This is a genomic window from Providencia sp. M-27, from assembly GCF_011077905.1.
Classification (GTDB): domain Bacteria; phylum Pseudomonadota; class Gammaproteobacteria; order Enterobacterales; family Enterobacteriaceae; genus Providencia; species Providencia huaxiensis.
Genome location: NZ_JAALBT010000003.1, coordinates 150,391 through 168,930, shown reverse-complemented (window position 1 = coordinate 168,930; position 18,540 = coordinate 150,391). Strand labels below are relative to the sequence as shown.

Genomic DNA, 18,540 nt, shown 5'->3' with positions numbered 1-18,540 from the left:
TTAATCTCATTGACACCAAGTGTCATACTGGGCGCGGGGATATGAGCTACCTGGAATGCAGTTTTTTTCGGCAATTTCTGCTTTTACAAACCTTGAAGGGTTATAGCTTGCTTAAGCCGCTGAGGTTTGGCATAAAACGAGGATGGGTTAAGTTCGTTGAGCTTGCAAAATACGAGCTGTGACAACGACCTCAATTCAGATTGATCAATAAGTTTTTGTTATTCTTGATTGGTGTGTTGTTTTACCATTTCAACTCTCCTTGAGGTTGGAGAACTGATTTCATTGTTAGGGCTGGATGATTAAAATGCTGGGTTCATGGTGTGCTTACGGGAAGTTTAGTGGATTACGATCAAAATATCGCGGGAGCTTATCCTGAATAAGTTTATTACCAGATAAAAAAATAAAGAGGGCAGATTAGTACGCTGTTCCTCTTTATCTTCTGAATATAACTAATGCCAGTGACGAATTACAAGTCTTGCCGCCAAGCATCAATCGACAAGGGTTCACCGAAGTGACTTTCAATTAACCGGCGGGTAACGTCGTGGAGAGGGGCGGCTAAAACTTCTGCGGTATTACCACGCTCAACAACTTCGCCTTTATCCATGACAAGCATTTTATCGCTGACGTGCTTCATCATCCCTAAGTGCTGGGTAACATAGATAAATGCAATATCTTGTTTTGCTTGTAAATCTAGCATTAAATTGATGATTTGCGAGCGCATAGACATGTCTAACGAAGCCAATGCTTCATCAGCAATAATAATCTCGGGTTGTAGAATAAGTGCTCTTGCCAGTGCAATACGCTGTTTTTGCCCTGATGCTAACATATGCGGATAGTATTCAGCGTGGTCAGCAAGTAACCCGACTTGGCGAAGTGTTTGAATAATGCGCCTTTCACGTTCTATACCAGTCAAGTCAGTGTTTAATTTTAAAGGGAGTTCAAGCGTTTGACCAATACGTTGTCTTGGATTTAGGGATGTACTTGGATCTTGGAAAATCATGCGAACACGCTGACAACGGTAGCTATAATCGCCAAAATTTAGGCGTTGACCACGAATGAAAATATCGCCGCTGGTGGGTTCAACAACACCTGATAACATCCGTGCAAGCGTTGATTTCCCTGAGCCATTGGCACCAATAATAGCTAATGTTTGGCCTGCCTGTAAGTTAAAGCTAACGGGCTTAACAGCTTGCAATTCGTGCCGATGAAATAGGCCTTCACGAAAACGGAAAGTTTTAGTGAGATTACGGACTTCAAGTAAAGTTTCCATTTAAGATTGCTCCTCGGTGTTTAGCGGGTAATGGCAAGCAACGAGGTGGCCTTTAATATTGCGCAGTTGAGGCGCATTGATACAAGTGCGTTGTGCATAAGGGCAACGGGGGCCAAGGCGGCAACCAATAGGCAAATGCTCAAGAGAAGGAATTGCTCCGGGTAACGTATTTAATCGTCCTTTGTGGGGAAGAGGGCTTTCAAAATCAGGGATTGAGCGGATCAACGCTTGGGTATAAGGATGGCGTGGCCGTTGCAGAATATCTTCAGGTGTTGCGCTCTCAACCGTTTGCCCACAATAGAGTACGTTAATGCGATCAACAAGTTTTGACATCATTTCCATATCATGGCTAATGAGCAAAATCCCCATATTATTGTTTTGATTTAATTTATCCAATAAACGGAAAATTTGTGCCTGAGTGGTAGACTCCATCGCATTGGTAGGTTCGTCAGCGATTAATAACCGTGGTTGGTTAGCTATCGCAATCGCTATCATGACTTTTTGACATTCACCATCGGTGAGTTCATAAGGGTAACTGCGCATGATATCTTTATGATCTTTTATCCCCACACGGTGTAACAGTTCTATCGCACGGCGTTTACGCCAATTAAAACGCTGCCACCAGCGGCCTTTATAAGTCCAACCTGGGATTGATTGGATAAGCTGTTTGCCGATATCAGCGGCAGGGTCGAGGCAAGACTGGGGTTCTTGAAATATCATAGAGATATTATGGCCAATTAACTTGCGACGTTTACGTGGGCTGAGTTTTAGTAAGTCAATGTCTTGAAATCGAAAACGGTCGGCTTTTACACGAATGTTATCTTTAGTTACGCCACAGATAGCTTTCGCAATTAGGCTTTTCCCAGAGCCTGATTCGCCAACTAAACCTCGGATTTCCCCTTCAGATAATGTCATGGATACGCGATCAACAGCTTTGACTGGGCCATTGGCAGTCATAAATTCGATAGTTAAATTGCGGATGTCTAGTAGTGGCATTATTCAACTCCCGCGTTGATGGCACGGTGTAGCCCATCCCCTAAAAGGTTAACGAAAAGTACGCTTATCATGATAGCAACACCGGGTAAGATAACCGTCCAGGGAGCAACGTAGATAAGTTCTAAAGTATCTCCTAGCATGGCGCCCCATTCAGAAGATGGAAGTTGTGCACCTAAATCAAGGAAACCTAAAGCGGCAATATCTAAAATGGCAATTGAAAGTGCCCGAGTTAGTTCAGTTACGAGAATAGGGGTGATGTTTGGTAGTACGGTATACCATAAAATAAAAATGTTTGAAGCGCCATCAAGGCGTGCGGCAACAATGTACTCTTTATCTAACTCATCATGAACAGCGACATAAATGGTTCTTACCATCCGTGGAATTAATGCAAGGCAAATGGCGAGCATCGCATTTTGTAGGCTAGCGCCCATAAATGCGACGACAATAATAGCCAGTAATAAAGACGGAATTGACAGTAATGTATCGAGTATATGGTTGAAAATTGCAGATTTTAATCCACGAGTCATCCCTGCTAAGCAGCCCAGAACTAACCCTATCAGTGTTGCTACCAATGTGACTAAAATAGCCGCACCAAACGTTGATTTAGTGCCAATTAATAGCCGACTCAGAATATCGCGGCCAAGGTCGTCAGTCCCAAAGAAGAAAGCAACATCACCATAATGTGACCAAGATGGTGGTGTTAATTGGTAACCTAAAAACTGTTGATCTAGTGCATAAGGCGCTAGGTAAGAGCCAACAAAGCATAAAATTAATAAAACTAACACACCAACAAATCCCACCATAGAAACCACATCTGATGAGAAGATATTCCATACCACACGTGTTGGGGATGGCATTTTTTGTTCACGATAAAAATTATCTGAGGACATACCAATCCTTATGTTTTAATGGGTCCATCATGGCGCCTAAAATATCAGACAACACATTTACAGTAATCACTAATGCGCCAATTAGCATTACGCCAGCAGAAATTGCGGAGTAGTCTTCTTGGCGGATTGCTGTCACTAACCAACGGCCAAGCCCCGGCCAGTTAAAAACGAGTTCGGTTACCATAGTTAGTGTCAACATGGTGGAGAACTGTAACCCAAGTTTAGGAATAATTGGGGGGATGGCATTATGGAAAATATGGCGACGAATGATTTTAATTCGTGAAAGCCCTCGAATAGCGGCCGCTTTGATATAATTTTCACTGGCGATTTCTTCGGTGCTATTGCGTACTAACCGAATAACCTCTGTTGTAGGCGCCAGCGCCAAAGTAAGAACAGGTAACACCATGTGTTCAAGTACATTGATAATCATATCCTTACGATAGGGCGAATCAGAAAGCCATGCATCAACTAAGGCAAAGCCAGTCACTGTTTTTAAATTATATAAGAGGTCAATTCGACCAGATACAGGTAGCCAGCCTAGATGTAATGAGAAAAAGAGGGTTAAGACTAGGGCGAGTACAAATACAGGGACAGAAAATCCTAATAAAGCAAAAACACTGATAGCAATATCTGCGGGTTTGTTACGCCAAAAAGCAGCAATGATACCCAGTGGTATACCTGTCGTTAAAGCAAAAATAAACGCTAAAATGCACAATTCCATTGTTGCAGGGAATGTATCTCTTAATTGTTCGCTGATGGGTTCCCCGTTGATACTTGAAACACCAAAATCAAAATGGAGTAAGCCTTCAAAATAAAAAATGTAGGCGTCAATAAGTGAGGCGCCACTCAATGGGGCATTGGGCGTAAAATAGCTTAAGCTAAAGCTGACTAGCGATAAGAAGAACACCGTGACTAATAAAAGTAAAAAACGACGCAGTGAATAAATAATCATGGTTGCTGCCTCTGTTTTTTCGGAGAAACTTTCTCAGCCTGTTCCATTTCTCGATACACACCAGCAAATGAGGTATTACCAAACGCACTGATCATTAGCCCTTTTATATCATAGCGGTAGGCTTGTAAACGTAAAGAATAGGCAAGCGGTAAGACGGGTAAATCTTCCCCTAAAATTTGCTGTGCTTGGTGGTAGTAATCTATACGTGCGGCTAATTGTTGCGTCAAGAGTGCCTTATGCAAGATTTCATCAAAGGCGGGGTTACACCAATGGCTTAGGTTGGTTTGGGAACCAATTGCCGCACAACTCAGTAGCGGACGGAAAAAACTGTCTGGGTCATTACTGTCAGTTGTCCAGCCCGCTAATGTCATATCATGGCTTCTATCCATTAATTGGTTTTCTTGGAATCGGCCTTCGACAGAACGGATATTCATAACAATACCCACCTGTGCCAAGTCCGCTTGAATAAGCTCAGCCATCTTAAGTGGGCTTGGGTTATATGATTGAGAGGCGATTGGCACCCATAAATCTAATTTTAGATTTTCTAATCCCATCTCTTTGAGCATTTGTTTGGAAAGCTCGGGATTATAATCGGTGATCTTTGCTTGGTTGTCATAAGCCCATGATGCTCTGGGTAAAATAGACGCGGCTGTTTCTGCTGTACCATAATAGATTGACTGCATAAGACGCTCATTATTAATTGCATAAGCAATGGCTTGGCGCACTTTTAGTTTATCTAAAGGGGGTTTACTGGTATTAAATGCGAGGTAGGCAATATTCATCCCAGAGCGCATAGAAATCCGCAAGCGTGGGTCATCTCGTAATACTTTTAATTGGCTTGCTGCAGGGTAAGCTAGAACATCACATTCCCCTGTGAGTAATTTCGAAATACGGCCAGTTCCTCCGGCTCCCATATCAACAACCACTTCTTCCATACGTGGTAATCCCTTCCAGTAGTTATCATTTCTGAGGAGCCTAACGAATTGCCCGGCTTGGTAGTCATCTAAATGAAATGGACCCGTACCTACAGGCCGCCAATCGATCAGCTCTTGGCGATTGATACTTGAAAGGTAATCGGCATACTCGGATGAAAGAACAGGAGCATAGTGGGTTGCCAAGTGCCATAAAAAAGACGCATCAGGTGAGTTCAAGCGGAACTCTACTGTATGGTTATTTATTTTACGTATGCTTTGGACACTGTTGGCAAACTGTAAGCTATCAAAATAAGGGTAACGCCCCCCATTAATATAGTGATAAGGCTGGTTTACCTCAAACATGCGGGAAAAACTAAACACAACATCATCGGCATTCATATTGCGCGTTGGTGTAAACCAAGCTGTGTTTTGGAATTTAACATCTTTACGCAGGTATAAACGATAAGTTGCACCATTATCGAGAACTTCCCATCTTGCGGCCAGTTCTGGAACCAAGCGATAGGTAAATGGGTCAACATCTAACAGGCGATCATAAATTTGAGCACCTAGAGGGTCGACAATCAGCCCGCTACTGACTAGCTGTGGATTAAATGTGGTAACAATCCCATTTACACAGTAAATAAAACCTTTTTGGCGTATGTCTGCAGGGACCTCGTTAGCCACAATATCGGTAAAGCGCTCTTGGTTATTAAGCGCTTGTGCAGACACAGATATGATAAATAAAAACCAAAGAGTTAATAGGCGCATACCACTGACATCGTTAACTAGAATTCACCTATTGTAGCGTAAAAATGGCGGGACAGGGTATAAGCAAAATTTAGCCAAACAAAGTTTAAAAATTAAGCAAAAAAGGAAGGTGTTAGTATAATGATTAACTTAAATTATTATACTAATCATTGAAGTATGTCTTAATGAGAAAAAATCTCATTAAAAAGCTTTGCAAATGACACTGATAACGATTATCATTCGTTTTGTCACTTAAGCTAAGTGCTTATGTAGACAAGGCATGACATTGCTCACATTGCTTCCAGTGTTTTATTTAATAGCCAGCTTGGGTGCTGGCTTTTTTTTATATAAAAATAATGGAGCCTGTTTTACATTGTTTTTTGCTATTACTCTAAACCCACATAGTGTAGGTCTTCATCGGTCACTTTACCTTGGAGAGTACAAAAGAAACGAACAACACCTCTTTGCTCATCTTTTTCAATAATCAGCATTTTTTCAGCAGCATTCGGGTCTAAGTTGTAGTCTTGCGTTGCGTATTCGTTAAATACCCATTTACCCTGCAAGTTGTGGCGGATCATCGGTGAGTAGATGTAAGTATTTCCCACCTTTATAATAGCAATCTTTGATGAAGTATAGCGGACAACCTCTTCGAGGCTTTGAGTGGTTTCAAATCCCCAAAAATAGTATTGACCACGTAAGCCTAAATAGGAGAAGTCATCATATTTATCAAAATTACTATAGCTAACAAAAAAACGGTTAAAAGTAACAATACCTGTTGGTGAAAAGTTGAGATTAACAGAAATTTGTTCGCCGTCACCTAATTGCCTATTTTTCAATCTGTTAGATACATCGTTTAAAACGGGGTACTCTTTTATTTTCTCGAAAAAAGCAGCGTCACAGTAAGAAAATGTTCTCATCAATGATTCCGCATAGACTACAGGAGATAACCCTAGAAGAAAAAAGGTGATAGCGAGTATATTTATATTCTTCATAATAGGCTCCTCATATAATAAAAATCATATTAATAGAGATATCATATAAATATATTTCGCACAGTAGTTAAATATGACAAGGTGTAAAAATAGTTTAATAATTTAATATTATTATTAATTAAATATAGACTTAAGCATGGATGTTTAATTAACTAAATGTGCTGAATATCCATGACATTTATATATAATGGTCAGTAGAAATGACTAGTTATCATTGTTTTGTTATTTTTAACTCATTGGGTGCGTAAGTTGAGGTAATAACTATTTATTTTTTAATTTTATTTAATATGTTGATATTTAATGATTTTATTTGTTTTATCTATATTCTTTATCGGATTTCATTAGTTGGGGATAATAAAGAATTCTTGAAACTAAAATATGGAACTGGAAATATTTAGTAATAAAGATAAGACAATATATTTAATTTTTACTTCTTAAGTATAATACAGTAGTCCAAACAATAAACTTGTATTTTTTGGACTGTCAGTTATTAAATTTCAATATTTATTTGATGTTTTTTTATTAACCCCCGCAGTTGGTCATAGCTTAATGATAACCGTTGTGCAGCTTTACGTTGATTAAAATGGCAATCAGTTAGTGCTTTTTCTAATAACGCTTTTTCGGATTGCTGTTGCCACTGACGTAAATCACAAGGTAATGAAGGCAATATTGCCTTTTGTTGCTGGGTAGGTTGTGAGGGCAGAATATTTGGTGATTCATGTAATTCAGCGAGTTTTTCGCCAAATGGGTTAAAAATAATATTATCAACGGGCTCTGCTCGGTTTCCATGGCGGTATACTGAGCGCTCAATGACATTTTTTAATTCGCGTACATTACCTGGCCATGGGTAGTGTTGCAGGGCCTGTTGGGCATGTTGTGTAAAGCCTGTAAAGTGTGAACGCTTTAATTCACCACACATTAAAATGGCAAAATGTTCTGCTAACAATAAGATATCAGGCTGTCGTTCACGTAGTGGGGGAAGGCGAATGACATCAAAAGCCAGCCTATCTAAGAGGTCAGCTCGAAAACGGCCCTGTTTGGCAAGTTCGGGTAAATTGGCATTTGTGGCACAGATTAAACGCACATCTACGTGTAAAGCTTGGCTTCCACCGACTCGCTCAAGTTCGCCATACTCAATGACCCGTAAGAGTTTCTCTTGAACTGACATAGGTGCTGTAGCAAGTTCGTCAAGAAAAAGAGAGCCTTTATCTGCTCGTTCAAAGCGCCCTTGATGGCGTTTTTGAGCACCTGTAAAAGAGCCTGCTTCATGTCCAAATAATTCAGAATCCAGCAAATTCTCATTGAGTCCGCTGCAATTGAGAGAGATAAAAGCTTCTTGCCAGCGTGGAGAGAGGTAATGAAGTCTATCTGCGATAAGTTCTTTACCTGTGCCACGTTCACCGATAACCAAAACAGGCTTATTGAGTTGTGCGAGTTCAGAGGCTTGTTCAAGTACATCGAGAAAATTACTTGAAACGCCAAGAATAGGTTCATTGGTTTCTTTCATGGTTTTTTTCACCAATAGTTGGTCTAAAATGCCGATAATTTAACTATAGACTAAAATGATTTTCAGGGGAAGCTTATAATTATTCTCTTTAAAATCATATTAATATGAATTAATTTAAAAGTTGGCACGCGAATTGCTATTTTAAATATGTGAATAGCAATTGCTAAATACAGCAACATGCGAATTGTTGTTAGACTTACGGAGCGTCAGGTATGGGTTGGAAGCCAAATCAGGTCGAGGCGCTACAGAATGATTAAATCCATCAAGGGGATATAAATAATGGGTATTTTTTCACGTTTTGCCGATATCATTAATGCAAACATCGCTTCTTTGTTAGACAAAGCAGAAGATCCGCAAAAAATGATCCGTCTGATGATCCAGGAAATGGAAGACATGTTAGTTGAAATACGTTCAACATCAGCACGTACTTTAGCAGAAAAGAAAGGTTTAGAGCGTCGCATTGAAATGGGCGAAAAACAAGTTGCTGATTGGCAAGAAAAAGCAGAATTAGCGCTGGTGAAAGATAAAGAAGACTTAGCGCGCGCCGCACTGATTGAAAAGCAAAAAGTGAGTGCGATGGTCGATACCTTAAAACATGAGCTGATAATTGTTGATGAAACCTTGACTCGCTTGAAAGGTGAAATCACAGAATTAGAGAACAAACTGCAAGAAACTCGTGCGAAACAACAATCAATGGTTGTTCGTATGGAAGCAGCACAGTCTAGTCGTAATGTACGTCGCCAATTGGATAGCGGCAAACTAGATGAAGCAATGGCTCGTTTTGAACAGTTTGAACGCCGTATAGACCATATGGAAGGCGAAGCTCAAAGTTATGGTATTGGTAAACAAAAATCGCTGGATCAACAGTTTGCAGAGTTAAAAGCAGACGATGAAATAAGCGCGCAATTAGCAGCGCTTAAAGCTAAAATCAATAAAGATCAGTAATAGTTATTTTGATGCACTGGTACGTTAGCCATATCGTATCAGTGCCATAGATAGGTTAACCATATGTATAAGGATATGTGATGGGCTACGTTTTTCTGTCTCTCGTATTAATCATTTTTCTCATTTTTATTCTGCCTATTTGGCTGTGGTTACATTACAGCAAAAAAAATAGTGGGCAGGGGAGTCAGCTAACTGAAAATGAAGTACAACGTTTAATGCAATTAGCAGAGCAAGCATCACAGATGCAACAACGCATTAAAACGCTTGAAGATATTTTGGATGCAGAACACCCAAATTGGAGGCAAAAATAATGACTCAATTTCGCAACCGCAAACTTTATCGTTTAACGGATAGACGTGTGTTCGGTGGTGTGTGTTCGGGTATTGCTGAGTACTTAGAACTTCCGGTTGCTTTGGTCAGAGCATTAGCCGTATTGGCCTTATTTGTAAGCTTTGGAATTACATTGATTTTATATATCGTGATGTGTTTTGTCGTAGAAACGGCTCCAAGTGGCTACCGTTCACAGCAAGATATTGGCCCAGAAGTTAGCAGCTTGATTAACCAAATCGATACACAATTAAAATCAGGTGAAATGAAGCTACGCCAAATTGAAAGATATGTTACATCAGATACTTATACAGTGAACAGTAAATTTCGAAATCTATAACAAATCGTATCGCCATCACATGATAAGGGATTAGGTTTTAAAACCAAATCCCTTTTGTTTTTTATCAATAAGTGAGTGAAGTATGGCAAATAACGTTCTTTATCGAATCAAAAAATTTGCAAAAAAACGTCTTCTGCAAAAAGGCATTCGACTAGCAGTAGTGTTGCTTATTTCTTATAGTCCTGCCGGGGCCGTAGGAAGAATAATTAAATTATTGACGAGTAAATGGTTGCTTAATGTACTCATTAAACGGTTAACCTAATACAGTTTGTTTTATGCTAAATTATAGTACGCAATATGACGTAAAATGGGTTTAAATTGAAAGGATAAGTCTTGGGAGGAGCATGAAACGACTGCACAGTGAATTAACCGATTTGATGAATAGAAGTGTTGATCGTCATGTTAGGCTCGCAGTAACAGGGCTTAGCCGCAGTGGAAAAACCGCATTTATTACTTCATTGGTCAATCAACTATTGAATGTGAATGCGGGCGCGCGGCTCCCTCTGTTTTCTGCTGCGCGTGATAAGCGGTTGTTAGGGGTTAAGCGGATACCTCACCGTGATTTGTCGGTACCTCGTTTTGCGTATGATGATGGGATTGCATCACTTTATGGGGAGCCACCACAATGGCCAACACCAACAAGGGGTGTAAGTGAAATACGCCTTAAATTGCATTACCGTTCAGAAGACTCTTTTTTACGTCACTTTGTCGATAACTCATCATTGTATTTAGAAATTGTCGATTACCCCGGTGAATGGTTGTTGGATTTACCCATGCTAGATTTAAATTATTTAGCGTGGTCTGAGCAAATGAACACCTTAATAAAGGGAAAACGCGCGCATTTGGCCCACTCGTGGCTGGCATTGTGTGAGAAATGTGACCCCTTAGCCCCAGTCGATGAAAACTTACTCGCTGAGATTGCCGCTGCCTATACCCAATATCTAGTGGAGTGTAAGGCCCAAGGCCAACATTTTATCCAACCTGGCCGCTTTGTTTTGCCTGCTGAATTAGCTGGAGCGCCCGCACTACAGTTTTTCCCATGGCCTAATGTGGCTAAATATGGCGATAAAAAGCTCGCACAGGCAGGCAAAAACACCAATATTGGTGCATTGCAGCAACGCTATCAATATTATTGTGAACATGTCGTAAAAGGCTTTTATCGTGATTATTTCCAACGCTTTGACCGGCAAATTGTTTTAGTTGATTGTTTACAACCCTTAAATAGTGGGGTTGATGCTTTTAATGATATGAGAATGGCATTAACACAATTAATGCGCAGTTTTCATTATGGAAAGCGCACATTACTGAGGCGTTTATTTTCGCCATGTATTGATAAATTACTCTTTGCGGCGAGCAAGTCAGACCATGTAACACCAGACCAACATGCAAACCTAGTGGCTTTGTTGCAGCAGTTAGTGCAAGAGGCGTGGCAGCATGCTGCATTTGAAGGGATCAGCATGGATTGTGTGGGTTTAGCGTCAATACAAGCAACCGAAAGTGGCCTTGTGGATTACAAAGGTGAAAAATTACCTGCATTAAAAGGGGATCGGCTAAGTGATGGCCAACCGTTAATGTTTTATCCAGGAGAGGTGCCAAAACGATTGCCTAATGAACAATTTTGGCAAACACAAGGTTTTCAATTTGAAGATTTCAGACCAAGGCCAACGCCAATGGATCAACCATTGCCACATATTCGTATGGACAGTGCGCTTGAATTTTTGTTGGGAGATAAACTGAAATGAATGAACCCTTAAAACAGCGTTTAGATTTCGCTGAGAATAGTGAAAATAATACGAAAGAATCGCTAAAAAAAGCCCAAGTTTTTGATGAACGAGAGCTCGAAAAATTTACCCCAGTCTCTCTGGAAACAGAGCAGGACAGCCAAGAGGGAGAGGTTGAAAGCCTGATTAACGAAGCGCTAAAACCAAAACGGAGTTTTTGGCGGAAATTAGTTGGTGCGGCCGCGGGGATTTTTGGTGTCAGTGTCGTTGCTCAGCTTGGCGTTTGGATCCACCAATCATGGGTAACACAAGATTGGACGGCATTAGGTGTCGCCGCTGCGGGTGGCTTAATCGTCGTAGCGGGTGTCGGGTCAGTTGTTGGCGAATGGCGGCGGTTGTATCGCCTAAGAGCGCGTGCGGAGGAGCGGGATTTTGCTCGCGAATTATTGCACAGCCATGGCATGGGGCAAGGAAAGGTTTTTTGTGACAAACTGGCAAAGCAATCTGCGTTATCAATGCAGCATCCAGCGATTGTTAATTGGCAAGCCACTCTCCATGACTCTCATAACGATAGAGAAGTTGTTGAATTATATAGCCGAATGGTTCAGCCTATTCTTGACGAACAGGCTCGTAAAGAGATTAGTCGTTGTTCCGCAGAATCGGCCATTATGATTGCTGTGAGCCCGTTAGCGCTGGTGGATATGGCATTTATTGCTTGGCGAAATATTCGTTTAATTAATCGGATCGCGGCAATCTATGGTATTGAGCTCGGTTATTACAGCCGAATTAGGCTGTTTCGTATGGTGCTGATTAATATTGCCTTTGCTGGGGCATCTGAATTAATTCGTGAAGTGGGGATGGACTGGTTATCTCAAGATATTACCGCAAGGCTATCAACACGAGCAGCACAAGGTATTGGGGCTGGTTTGTTAACTGCGCGTTTAGGTATTAAGGCCATGGAGTTATGTCGACCGCTACCTTGGATTGAAAACAAGCCACGTTTAGCCGATTTTCGCCATCAGTTAATTGGCCAATTGAAGAATGTTATTCCAAGTAAAAAAGAAAAAGTGTAGAGAAACATCGTTGGCAGGGTGAGTTGACAGTTTTTACTCACTCTGCAGCATCATTTGTTGATTAATGTTTTTATTGTCATTTCAAGTCACAAAAAATTGAGAAAAGCTGTGATTTTATTTGTTGATGGCTACAAAGCTTACAGGCTGTCAACAATTTGTGACACAAACACTGTATTCCCTTAATGTTTAAAGCTAAAATACCTTCATTCTCTCGGCTTTTTTTGATAAAGGTTTCTATCCATGCGCCTCGAAGTGACCTGCCAAGACCGTATCGGTTTAACGCGTGAATTACTTGATCTGTTAGTCCTACAAAATATTGATTTGAAAGGTATTGAAATATCTCCCCAACGTAGGATTTACCTAAACTTTACCCCTGTGGATTTTCAGGTATTCAGCACATTGATGGCAGAAATACGGCGTATTAATGGCGTTATTGATGTTCGCCGGATTTATTTTATGCCATCAGAAAGAGAGCATAAAGCGGTTTGGGCATTATTGAACTCATTTCCAGAATCTGTTTTGTCTATTGACAATAAGCTAAATATTGAGTTGGTTAATCCAATGACATTGCAATTATTTGGCTATGATGAGGCAAAAATTAGAGAAAAAACCTTTTCTCAGTTAGTTGGCAACCAAGGGCTAGCACGTTGGTTTGAACGAGAGTTACCCGAAGCTTATACAGAAAAAGTCGTGATTAAAGGCCAAGACTACTTGATGCAAGTGACGCCTATTATTTTGGCAGATGAAAATGGCAAATTCCATTGCACAGGAGCCGTATTATTATTGAAATCGGCTGAGATTTTAGATAAGCAACGTCAACAAGTCGTCGAAGTGGATGGCAGCGGTTTTGAACAAATTATTGCAGTTAGTCCTGTCATGGCAAATGTCGTTGAACGCGCTAAACGCGTTGCTATGTTGGATGAACCATTATTACTTGTTGGTGAAACGGGGACAGGGAAAGATATCCTAGCGAAAGCTTGTCATTTGCATAGCGCTCGAGGAAAAGAACCATTTTTAGGTTTAAATTGTGCTTCGATGCCCGACGATGTTGTGGAAAGTGAATTATTTGGTTATGCGGCAGGTGCGTACCCAAATGCAGTTGAAGGCAAAAAAGGTTTTTTTGAACAAGCAAACGGTGGAACGGTGTTGCTTGATGAAATTGCTGAAATGTCGCCACAAATGCAAATTAAGTTGTTACGTTTTTTAAATGATGGAACATTTAGGCGTGTAGGGGAAGAGCGGGAAGTTAAGGTTAATGTCCGTGTAATTTGTGCAACCCAGAAAAATTTACCTGAATTAGTTGCAGAAAAAAAATTTAGAGAAGATCTTTATTATCGTTTAAATGTACTCACATTAACTATCCCACCATTACGTGAACGTAAAGAAGATATTTTGCCGCTAACGAAAACATTTGTAGGCAGTTTTTCAAAAGAGCTTCATATTGCTGAACCTAAATTGGCACCTTCGCTGATAGAATATCTAAGTAGCTATTCTTGGCCGGGTAATGTAAGACAACTAAGAAATGCGCTTTATCAAGGGTTAACCCAACTTAATGGCAATATATTAGATGCAGAGAATATCCAATTACCTGATGTAGTAAATCCTCCTGCACTGGCTTTAGATTCACTCAATGGCTCTTTAGATGAAATAACTAAACGCTATGAAGCGTCAGTCTTAGCACGTTTGTATCGTGATTATCCGAGTACCCGCAAATTAGCCAAACGTTTAGATATTTCTCATACGGCAATTGCCAATAAATTGAGAGAATATGGCCTCAATACGAAAAAAGAGCAAAACTAAATTAAATGAATAAAAGGATAACTCGCGTATTAGCGACAATAGGGTTGGTTTTAAGTGGCTCTTGCATTGCGATAACAATACCAGATCATGGTTTGAGTAAGTATTGCCAAGATGTAGTGCGTACAATGGATGAGGTTTATGAGAATGGGGCGCTGACTCAATGTTATTTTAAAGACTTATCTTTATTAGAGGCCTACACACAATATAGAGCCTTATTAATTGATGGAAAACAATTTCTTATTGAGAATTTAGAGAACAACCGGAATATTGAAATGCCTTGCCCATCGGAGGGATGTATTGCTATTCGTTACCATTGGAATGGTGATCAAAACTTGAAAATTGAACAAGAATTTGCTGGGGGAGAAACTCATCTCCAGTTTGTTCAAGATAATAAAGGGACAGCTCTCGAAATTATTCAATATCCTGATTAGTACTACTTGATGGCCCGATAGAGTAAGCAACAGAAGTGAATATTGGGCTTTTTCAAAGATATTGCTGCCTATCTTTTATTATTTATCTTTTATCTCGCGTTTAATATAGCAAAACCCTACTAATACTATTGCTAATTGGTGAATTTTCCTGCTATATAACAAAGACAGCTACTGTTTTAGGGTACCGTAATCTCATCTGATGGGTTTCAGCCTACAAGGAGTTGCCATGGACCAATTCACGATTAATTTTGTTGTAAATCGTAAGTTACGCGAATACATGAGCCAGAGTCATTATAAAAATGATATGTTTGAGTCTGCAGCTTCAGCTGCCGAACTTTATCTAATGAATAAAGCCGCAGTAAAATACTTAACGAAGAAAAACCGGTTTACGTGGGAGGCATTGGTAAAAAATGGCCATAAGCCTCGAGATCTTATTATTGATATTTTGACATCTTGTTGCCCCGTAACTCAGGACCAAGCCTTAAAAGTATTGAGCACGCTCTCTCATACTTTGATCTCTATAATGAGTGACAATAAGCTATTTGCGAATGTTGTTAATGCGAAGAACCACCAGCCGTTGTATTGGGCCCATGTGGATTAGTGTGGTGTTTATATTGGTGAATGAAGCGGGAAATTCCCGCTTCATTATTAATGGTAGTGAATTAAATGATATGAGAAGCTTATTTTAAGCTATTTAATGCACTATCGTAATCAGGTTCTTCAGTAATTTCAGGAACTAATTGGCTATAGATGACGTTGTTGTTTTCATCTAAGACAACAACTGAGCGTGCGTTAAGGCCTTTTAATGGGCCACTAGCGATAGCAACACCGTAGTCATTAGCAAATGAATCGCTACGGAAAGAAGATAGCGTAACGACATTATCTAAACCTTCTGCACCGCAAAAGCGGGCTTGTGCGAAAGGTAAATCCGCCGAAATACATAATACTACAGTGTTATCTAAATCATTCGCTAGTTGGTTAAATTTGCGAACCGAGGCAGCGCAAACACCGGTGTCTACACTTGGGAAAATATTTAAAACTTTACGTTTACCTTCATAAGTTTCCAGCGTTGCTTCGCTGAGATCTTTGGTGACAAGGGTAAGGGGTTTAGCTTTAGAGCCCGCTTGTAAAAATACACCATTAACTGTGATGTCATTACCTTTTAATTTAACTGTCTGTGTCATGAATTTTTCTCCCGTTCATAAAGTGAGCCACTGTTAACTTAATCTATCTTCTAATAAAAAAGCTTTGCGATTAAAGTTTTTTTAATGGGCAGTTACACAGTGCTGAGTTTTACATTTTTACTAATGACCAAGTTTTATACAGAAATCTTATCTCTTACCTTGAGCCCTACAGGGGGAGAGCTAGGCAACATTACATTCTTTTTATTACAGTAAGCTGCATCATCATATAACAACTAAGCATTTATCAATGCTTGCGCTTTTTGTGATGCACGCTTTTAAATTGCCTAATGAAGTGTAACAAAAGAAATTCTGTCTGTATTGGTTTCTTGAGTCATTATTTAGTTATCGGAAATGTGGTAAGGATATGCTAGTTTATTATTCTATAGTACGAATATTAGCTCATGTATATTTAGACCGGTAAATCAACTAATTACACAGGAAATGTGGATTTTTGAAATATGAAAGCATATGATGAATTAAGATAAACTACAGAATAATTCAGTTGTATTGCTGTTTGATACTACCTAAGTTAAGTATGTTTTTTACTCTATAACCTTATGTTTTTTATCGCTATATGAGTATTCGGCTCAAATAATAATTTACCTAAATGAAACTTAATAAGTAAATGCAGTAGTGTTGTTAATAATAGTATCTTCACGTGAAATCACTTAACTCAGCTTTTAGTTAACCTTATTTATATTAACAAGATAGAAAATACAATGCATAAACGTTCATTTACATCTTTAACTGTTTTGATTTCTTCAATTTTATTTACTACACCAGCTATTAGTGCGGTGATACCTACGGGCACAGTTTTAGCTGAAAACCAAGAGGTTACACGTCATTTAAAGGATGAACCTGCGTCTTTGGACCCAGTAAAATCGGTGGGGTTAACGGAAGCGCAAGTCATGCGTGACTTATTTGAAGGGCTGGTTAACCAAGATGACCATGGCAAGCCAATTGCAGGGGTAGCTCAAAGTTGGAACACGGTAGATAACCGTATTTGGACTTTTACACTGAGGTCGGATGCTCAATGGTCAAACGGTGACCCTGTCACGGCTCAGGATTTTGTGTATAGCTGGCAACGACTTGTTTCACCAGGAACATCATCACCGTTTGCTTGGTTTGCAGCATTAGCCGGTATTAATAATGCGCAAGATATCATTGATGGAAAATTACCCGCTGATCAGCTAGGTGTTGAAGCGGTTGATACGCGTACATTAAAGGTTACTTTAAATAAGCCAGTACCTTATTTCCCGTCATTGGCGGCTAATTTTAGTTTATTTCCTGTTCATCAAGGAACGGTTGAAAAGTTTGGTAATGAGTGGATAAAAGTAGGAAATCTAGTCGGGAATGGTGCCTTTGTTTTATCTGATAGAGTGGTTAATGAGAAAATTGTTTTAGTTCCAAATAAATATTATTGGGACCATAAAAATACCGTTATTACCAAAGTAACATTTATCCCGATTAACCAGGAATCTCATGCAACAAATCGTTATTTAGCAGGTGACTTGGATATTACCGAATCATTTCCAAAACAACGTTATCAAAAATTATTGAAAGATATTCCTAATGAAGTGTTTACACCAGACCAATTAGGGACTTATTACTATGCTTTTAATACCCAACGGGCACCAACAGATGATGTCCGTGTCAGAAAAGCTTTATCTATGGCAATTGACCGCCAATTAATTGCGAATAAGGTATTAGGCACAGGGGAAAAACCCGCAAATTATTTTACGCCTGATGTTACCGATGGCTTTAAGCCTGAAAAAGGGCTTTACAATAGCTATTCACAAAAAGAATTAGACCAGCAAGCGAAAGTATTATTACAACAAGCCGGCTTTGGTCCAAATCAACCGTTAGAGTTAACACTATTATACAATAGTTCAGAAAACCATCAGAAAATTGCGATTGCAATTGCCTCTATGTGGAAGAAAAAACTAGGGGCTGAGGTCAAATTAGTTAATCAAGAATGGAAAACCTATATAGATAGCCGCAATACAGGAAATTTTGATGTTATACGAGCGTCATGGATAGGTGATTTTAATGAACCTTCAACATTCCTATCACTACTCACTTCCCAACATAGTGGTAATATACCAAAATTTAATAACTCAATATATGATGATATTATCGCATCAGCGAGTATTGAAACAAATGCGCAATTACGCAACCGCTATTATAATAATGCGGAAGCAATCATTGCGGAAGAAGCTCCAATTGCACCCATTTACCAATATACCAATGCACGCTTGATTAAGCCTTGGTTGAAGGGGTATCCGATCAACAACCCTGAAGATGTCGCTTATAGCCACAGTTTTTATATTATTAAACATTAAAATAGGTGTTCAGCCTGTACAAGGTGCGGGCTGTTTTTTCTGAATGGAAGAAAAAAGCTCCTTCCTCTGGAGAATGGGAAGGAGGACCAAAAAAGGAATAAACACTACC

At 39.7% G+C, this 18,540-nt stretch carries 17 protein-coding genes; 9 read left to right on the top strand and 8 right to left on the bottom strand.

Annotation, left to right across the window (positions count from 1 at the left end; genetic code table 11):
• Positions 1-466: 466 nt before the first annotated feature.
• The 7 genes from sapF to pspF form a co-directional block, all read right to left on the bottom strand.
• Entirely contained in the window at positions 467-1,270 is an 804-nt protein-coding gene (gene sapF, locus G6Q48_RS06695) for a putrescine export ABC transporter ATP-binding protein SapF (RefSeq protein WP_102139687.1), read from the bottom strand.
• Complete coding sequence (gene sapD / locus G6Q48_RS06690) at positions 1,271-2,266, bottom strand: putrescine export ABC transporter ATP-binding protein SapD (RefSeq protein ID WP_004910464.1); 996 nt, start codon at positions 2,264-2,266, stop codon at positions 1,271-1,273.
• Positions 2,266-3,156, bottom strand: coding sequence for a putrescine export ABC transporter permease SapC (sapC, locus tag G6Q48_RS06685; RefSeq protein ID WP_102139686.1), 891 nt, complete (start codon positions 3,154-3,156; stop codon positions 2,266-2,268). The genes sapD and sapC overlap by 1 nt, the downstream gene beginning before the upstream one ends.
• On the bottom strand, positions 3,143-4,108 hold the full coding sequence (gene sapB / locus G6Q48_RS06680; protein ID WP_102139685.1) for a putrescine export ABC transporter permease SapB: 966 nt from the start codon (positions 4,106-4,108) through the stop codon (positions 3,143-3,145). Before sapB ends, sapC begins: the two co-directional genes overlap by 14 nt.
• Positions 4,105-5,790 carry an ABC transporter substrate-binding protein SapA gene (gene sapA, locus G6Q48_RS06675; RefSeq protein ID WP_102139684.1) on the bottom strand — a complete coding sequence of 562 codons (1,686 nt, stop codon included), beginning with the start codon at positions 5,788-5,790 and terminating at the stop codon, positions 4,105-4,107. Before sapA ends, sapB begins: the two co-directional genes overlap by 4 nt.
• Positions 5,791-6,155: 365 nt before the next feature.
• Positions 6,156-6,761, bottom strand: a complete 606-nt coding sequence (locus G6Q48_RS06670; protein WP_166265231.1) for a hypothetical protein — start codon at positions 6,759-6,761, stop codon at positions 6,156-6,158.
• 490 nt (positions 6,762-7,251) lie between these two features.
• Complete coding sequence (pspF, locus tag G6Q48_RS06665) at positions 7,252-8,268, bottom strand: phage shock protein operon transcriptional activator (RefSeq protein WP_166265228.1); 1,017 nt, start codon at positions 8,266-8,268, stop codon at positions 7,252-7,254.
• Between the two features lie 279 nt (positions 8,269-8,547).
• On the opposite strand from pspF, the gene pspA reads away from it, so the two are divergent.
• From pspA to G6Q48_RS06625, 8 genes are all read left to right on the top strand, one after another.
• Positions 8,548-9,213 carry a phage shock protein PspA gene (pspA, locus tag G6Q48_RS06660; RefSeq protein ID WP_004263893.1) on the top strand — a complete coding sequence of 222 codons (666 nt, stop codon included), beginning with the start codon at positions 8,548-8,550 and terminating at the stop codon, positions 9,211-9,213.
• 80 nt (positions 9,214-9,293) lie between these two features.
• Positions 9,294-9,524, top strand: a complete 231-nt coding sequence (gene pspB, locus G6Q48_RS06655) for an envelope stress response membrane protein PspB (protein WP_004263897.1) — start codon at positions 9,294-9,296, stop codon at positions 9,522-9,524.
• On the top strand, positions 9,524-9,880 hold the full coding sequence (gene pspC, locus G6Q48_RS06650) for an envelope stress response membrane protein PspC (RefSeq protein WP_004263899.1): 357 nt from the start codon (positions 9,524-9,526) through the stop codon (positions 9,878-9,880). The genes pspB and pspC overlap by 1 nt, the downstream gene beginning before the upstream one ends.
• Positions 9,881-10,224: 344 nt before the next feature.
• On the top strand, positions 10,225-11,622 hold the full coding sequence (locus tag G6Q48_RS06645; protein ID WP_102139680.1) for a YcjX family protein: 1,398 nt from the start codon (positions 10,225-10,227) through the stop codon (positions 11,620-11,622).
• A complete protein-coding gene (locus G6Q48_RS06640; protein ID WP_166265225.1) occupies positions 11,619-12,674 on the top strand; it encodes a YcjF family protein in 1,056 nt (351 codons plus the stop codon). Before G6Q48_RS06645 ends, G6Q48_RS06640 begins: the two co-directional genes overlap by 4 nt.
• 240 nt (positions 12,675-12,914) lie before the next feature.
• Positions 12,915-14,474: a transcriptional regulator TyrR gene (gene tyrR, locus G6Q48_RS06635; RefSeq protein ID WP_166265222.1), complete on the top strand. Its 1,560-nt coding sequence runs from the start codon at positions 12,915-12,917 to the stop codon at positions 14,472-14,474.
• A 5-nt stretch (positions 14,475-14,479) separates the two neighbouring features.
• A complete protein-coding gene (locus G6Q48_RS06630) occupies positions 14,480-14,905 on the top strand; it encodes a hypothetical protein (RefSeq protein WP_166265219.1) in 426 nt (141 codons plus the stop codon).
• A 226-nt stretch (positions 14,906-15,131) separates the two neighbouring features.
• On the top strand, positions 15,132-15,506 hold the full coding sequence (locus tag G6Q48_RS06625; RefSeq protein ID WP_102139676.1) for an ATP-binding protein: 375 nt from the start codon (positions 15,132-15,134) through the stop codon (positions 15,504-15,506).
• Positions 15,507-15,585: 79 nt separating this feature from the next.
• Here the strand turns inward: G6Q48_RS06625 and tpx are convergent, their stop codons facing one another.
• A complete protein-coding gene (gene tpx, locus G6Q48_RS06620) occupies positions 15,586-16,089 on the bottom strand; it encodes a thiol peroxidase (protein ID WP_102139675.1) in 504 nt (167 codons plus the stop codon).
• 719 nt (positions 16,090-16,808) lie between these two features.
• Here tpx and G6Q48_RS06615 point away from each other — a divergent pair.
• Positions 16,809-18,431 (top strand): peptide ABC transporter substrate-binding protein, encoded by a 1,623-nt coding sequence (locus G6Q48_RS06615; RefSeq protein WP_166265216.1) that lies wholly within the window; start codon positions 16,809-16,811, stop codon positions 18,429-18,431.
• The last annotated feature ends 109 nt before the right edge of the window (positions 18,432-18,540 follow it).

Coding starts and splice junctions, on each gene's coding strand:
- sapF (WP_102139687.1), bottom strand. CDS start 1,270: ATGGAAACTTTACTTGAAGTCCGTAATCTCACTAAAACTTTCCGTTTT.
- sapD (WP_004910464.1), bottom strand. CDS start 2,266: ATGCCACTACTAGACATCCGCAATTTAACTATCGAATTTATGACTGCC.
- sapC (WP_102139686.1), bottom strand. CDS start 3,156: ATGTCCTCAGATAATTTTTATCGTGAACAAAAAATGCCATCCCCAACA.
- sapB (WP_102139685.1), bottom strand. CDS start 4,108: ATGATTATTTATTCACTGCGTCGTTTTTTACTTTTATTAGTCACGGTG.
- sapA (WP_102139684.1), bottom strand. CDS start 5,790: ATGCGCCTATTAACTCTTTGGTTTTTATTTATCATATCTGTGTCTGCA.
- G6Q48_RS06670 (WP_166265231.1), bottom strand. CDS start 6,761: ATGAAGAATATAAATATACTCGCTATCACCTTTTTTCTTCTAGGGTTA.
- pspF (WP_166265228.1), bottom strand. CDS start 8,268: ATGAAAGAAACCAATGAACCTATTCTTGGCGTTTCAAGTAATTTTCTC.
- pspA (WP_004263893.1), top strand. CDS start 8,548: ATGGGTATTTTTTCACGTTTTGCCGATATCATTAATGCAAACATCGCT.
- pspB (WP_004263897.1), top strand. CDS start 9,294: ATGGGCTACGTTTTTCTGTCTCTCGTATTAATCATTTTTCTCATTTTT.
- pspC (WP_004263899.1), top strand. CDS start 9,524: ATGACTCAATTTCGCAACCGCAAACTTTATCGTTTAACGGATAGACGT.
- G6Q48_RS06645 (WP_102139680.1), top strand. CDS start 10,225: ATGAAACGACTGCACAGTGAATTAACCGATTTGATGAATAGAAGTGTT.
- G6Q48_RS06640 (WP_166265225.1), top strand. CDS start 11,619: ATGAATGAACCCTTAAAACAGCGTTTAGATTTCGCTGAGAATAGTGAA.
- tyrR (WP_166265222.1), top strand. CDS start 12,915: ATGCGCCTCGAAGTGACCTGCCAAGACCGTATCGGTTTAACGCGTGAA.
- G6Q48_RS06630 (WP_166265219.1), top strand. CDS start 14,480: ATGAATAAAAGGATAACTCGCGTATTAGCGACAATAGGGTTGGTTTTA.
- G6Q48_RS06625 (WP_102139676.1), top strand. CDS start 15,132: ATGGACCAATTCACGATTAATTTTGTTGTAAATCGTAAGTTACGCGAA.
- tpx (WP_102139675.1), bottom strand. CDS start 16,089: ATGACACAGACAGTTAAATTAAAAGGTAATGACATCACAGTTAATGGT.
- G6Q48_RS06615 (WP_166265216.1), top strand. CDS start 16,809: ATGCATAAACGTTCATTTACATCTTTAACTGTTTTGATTTCTTCAATT.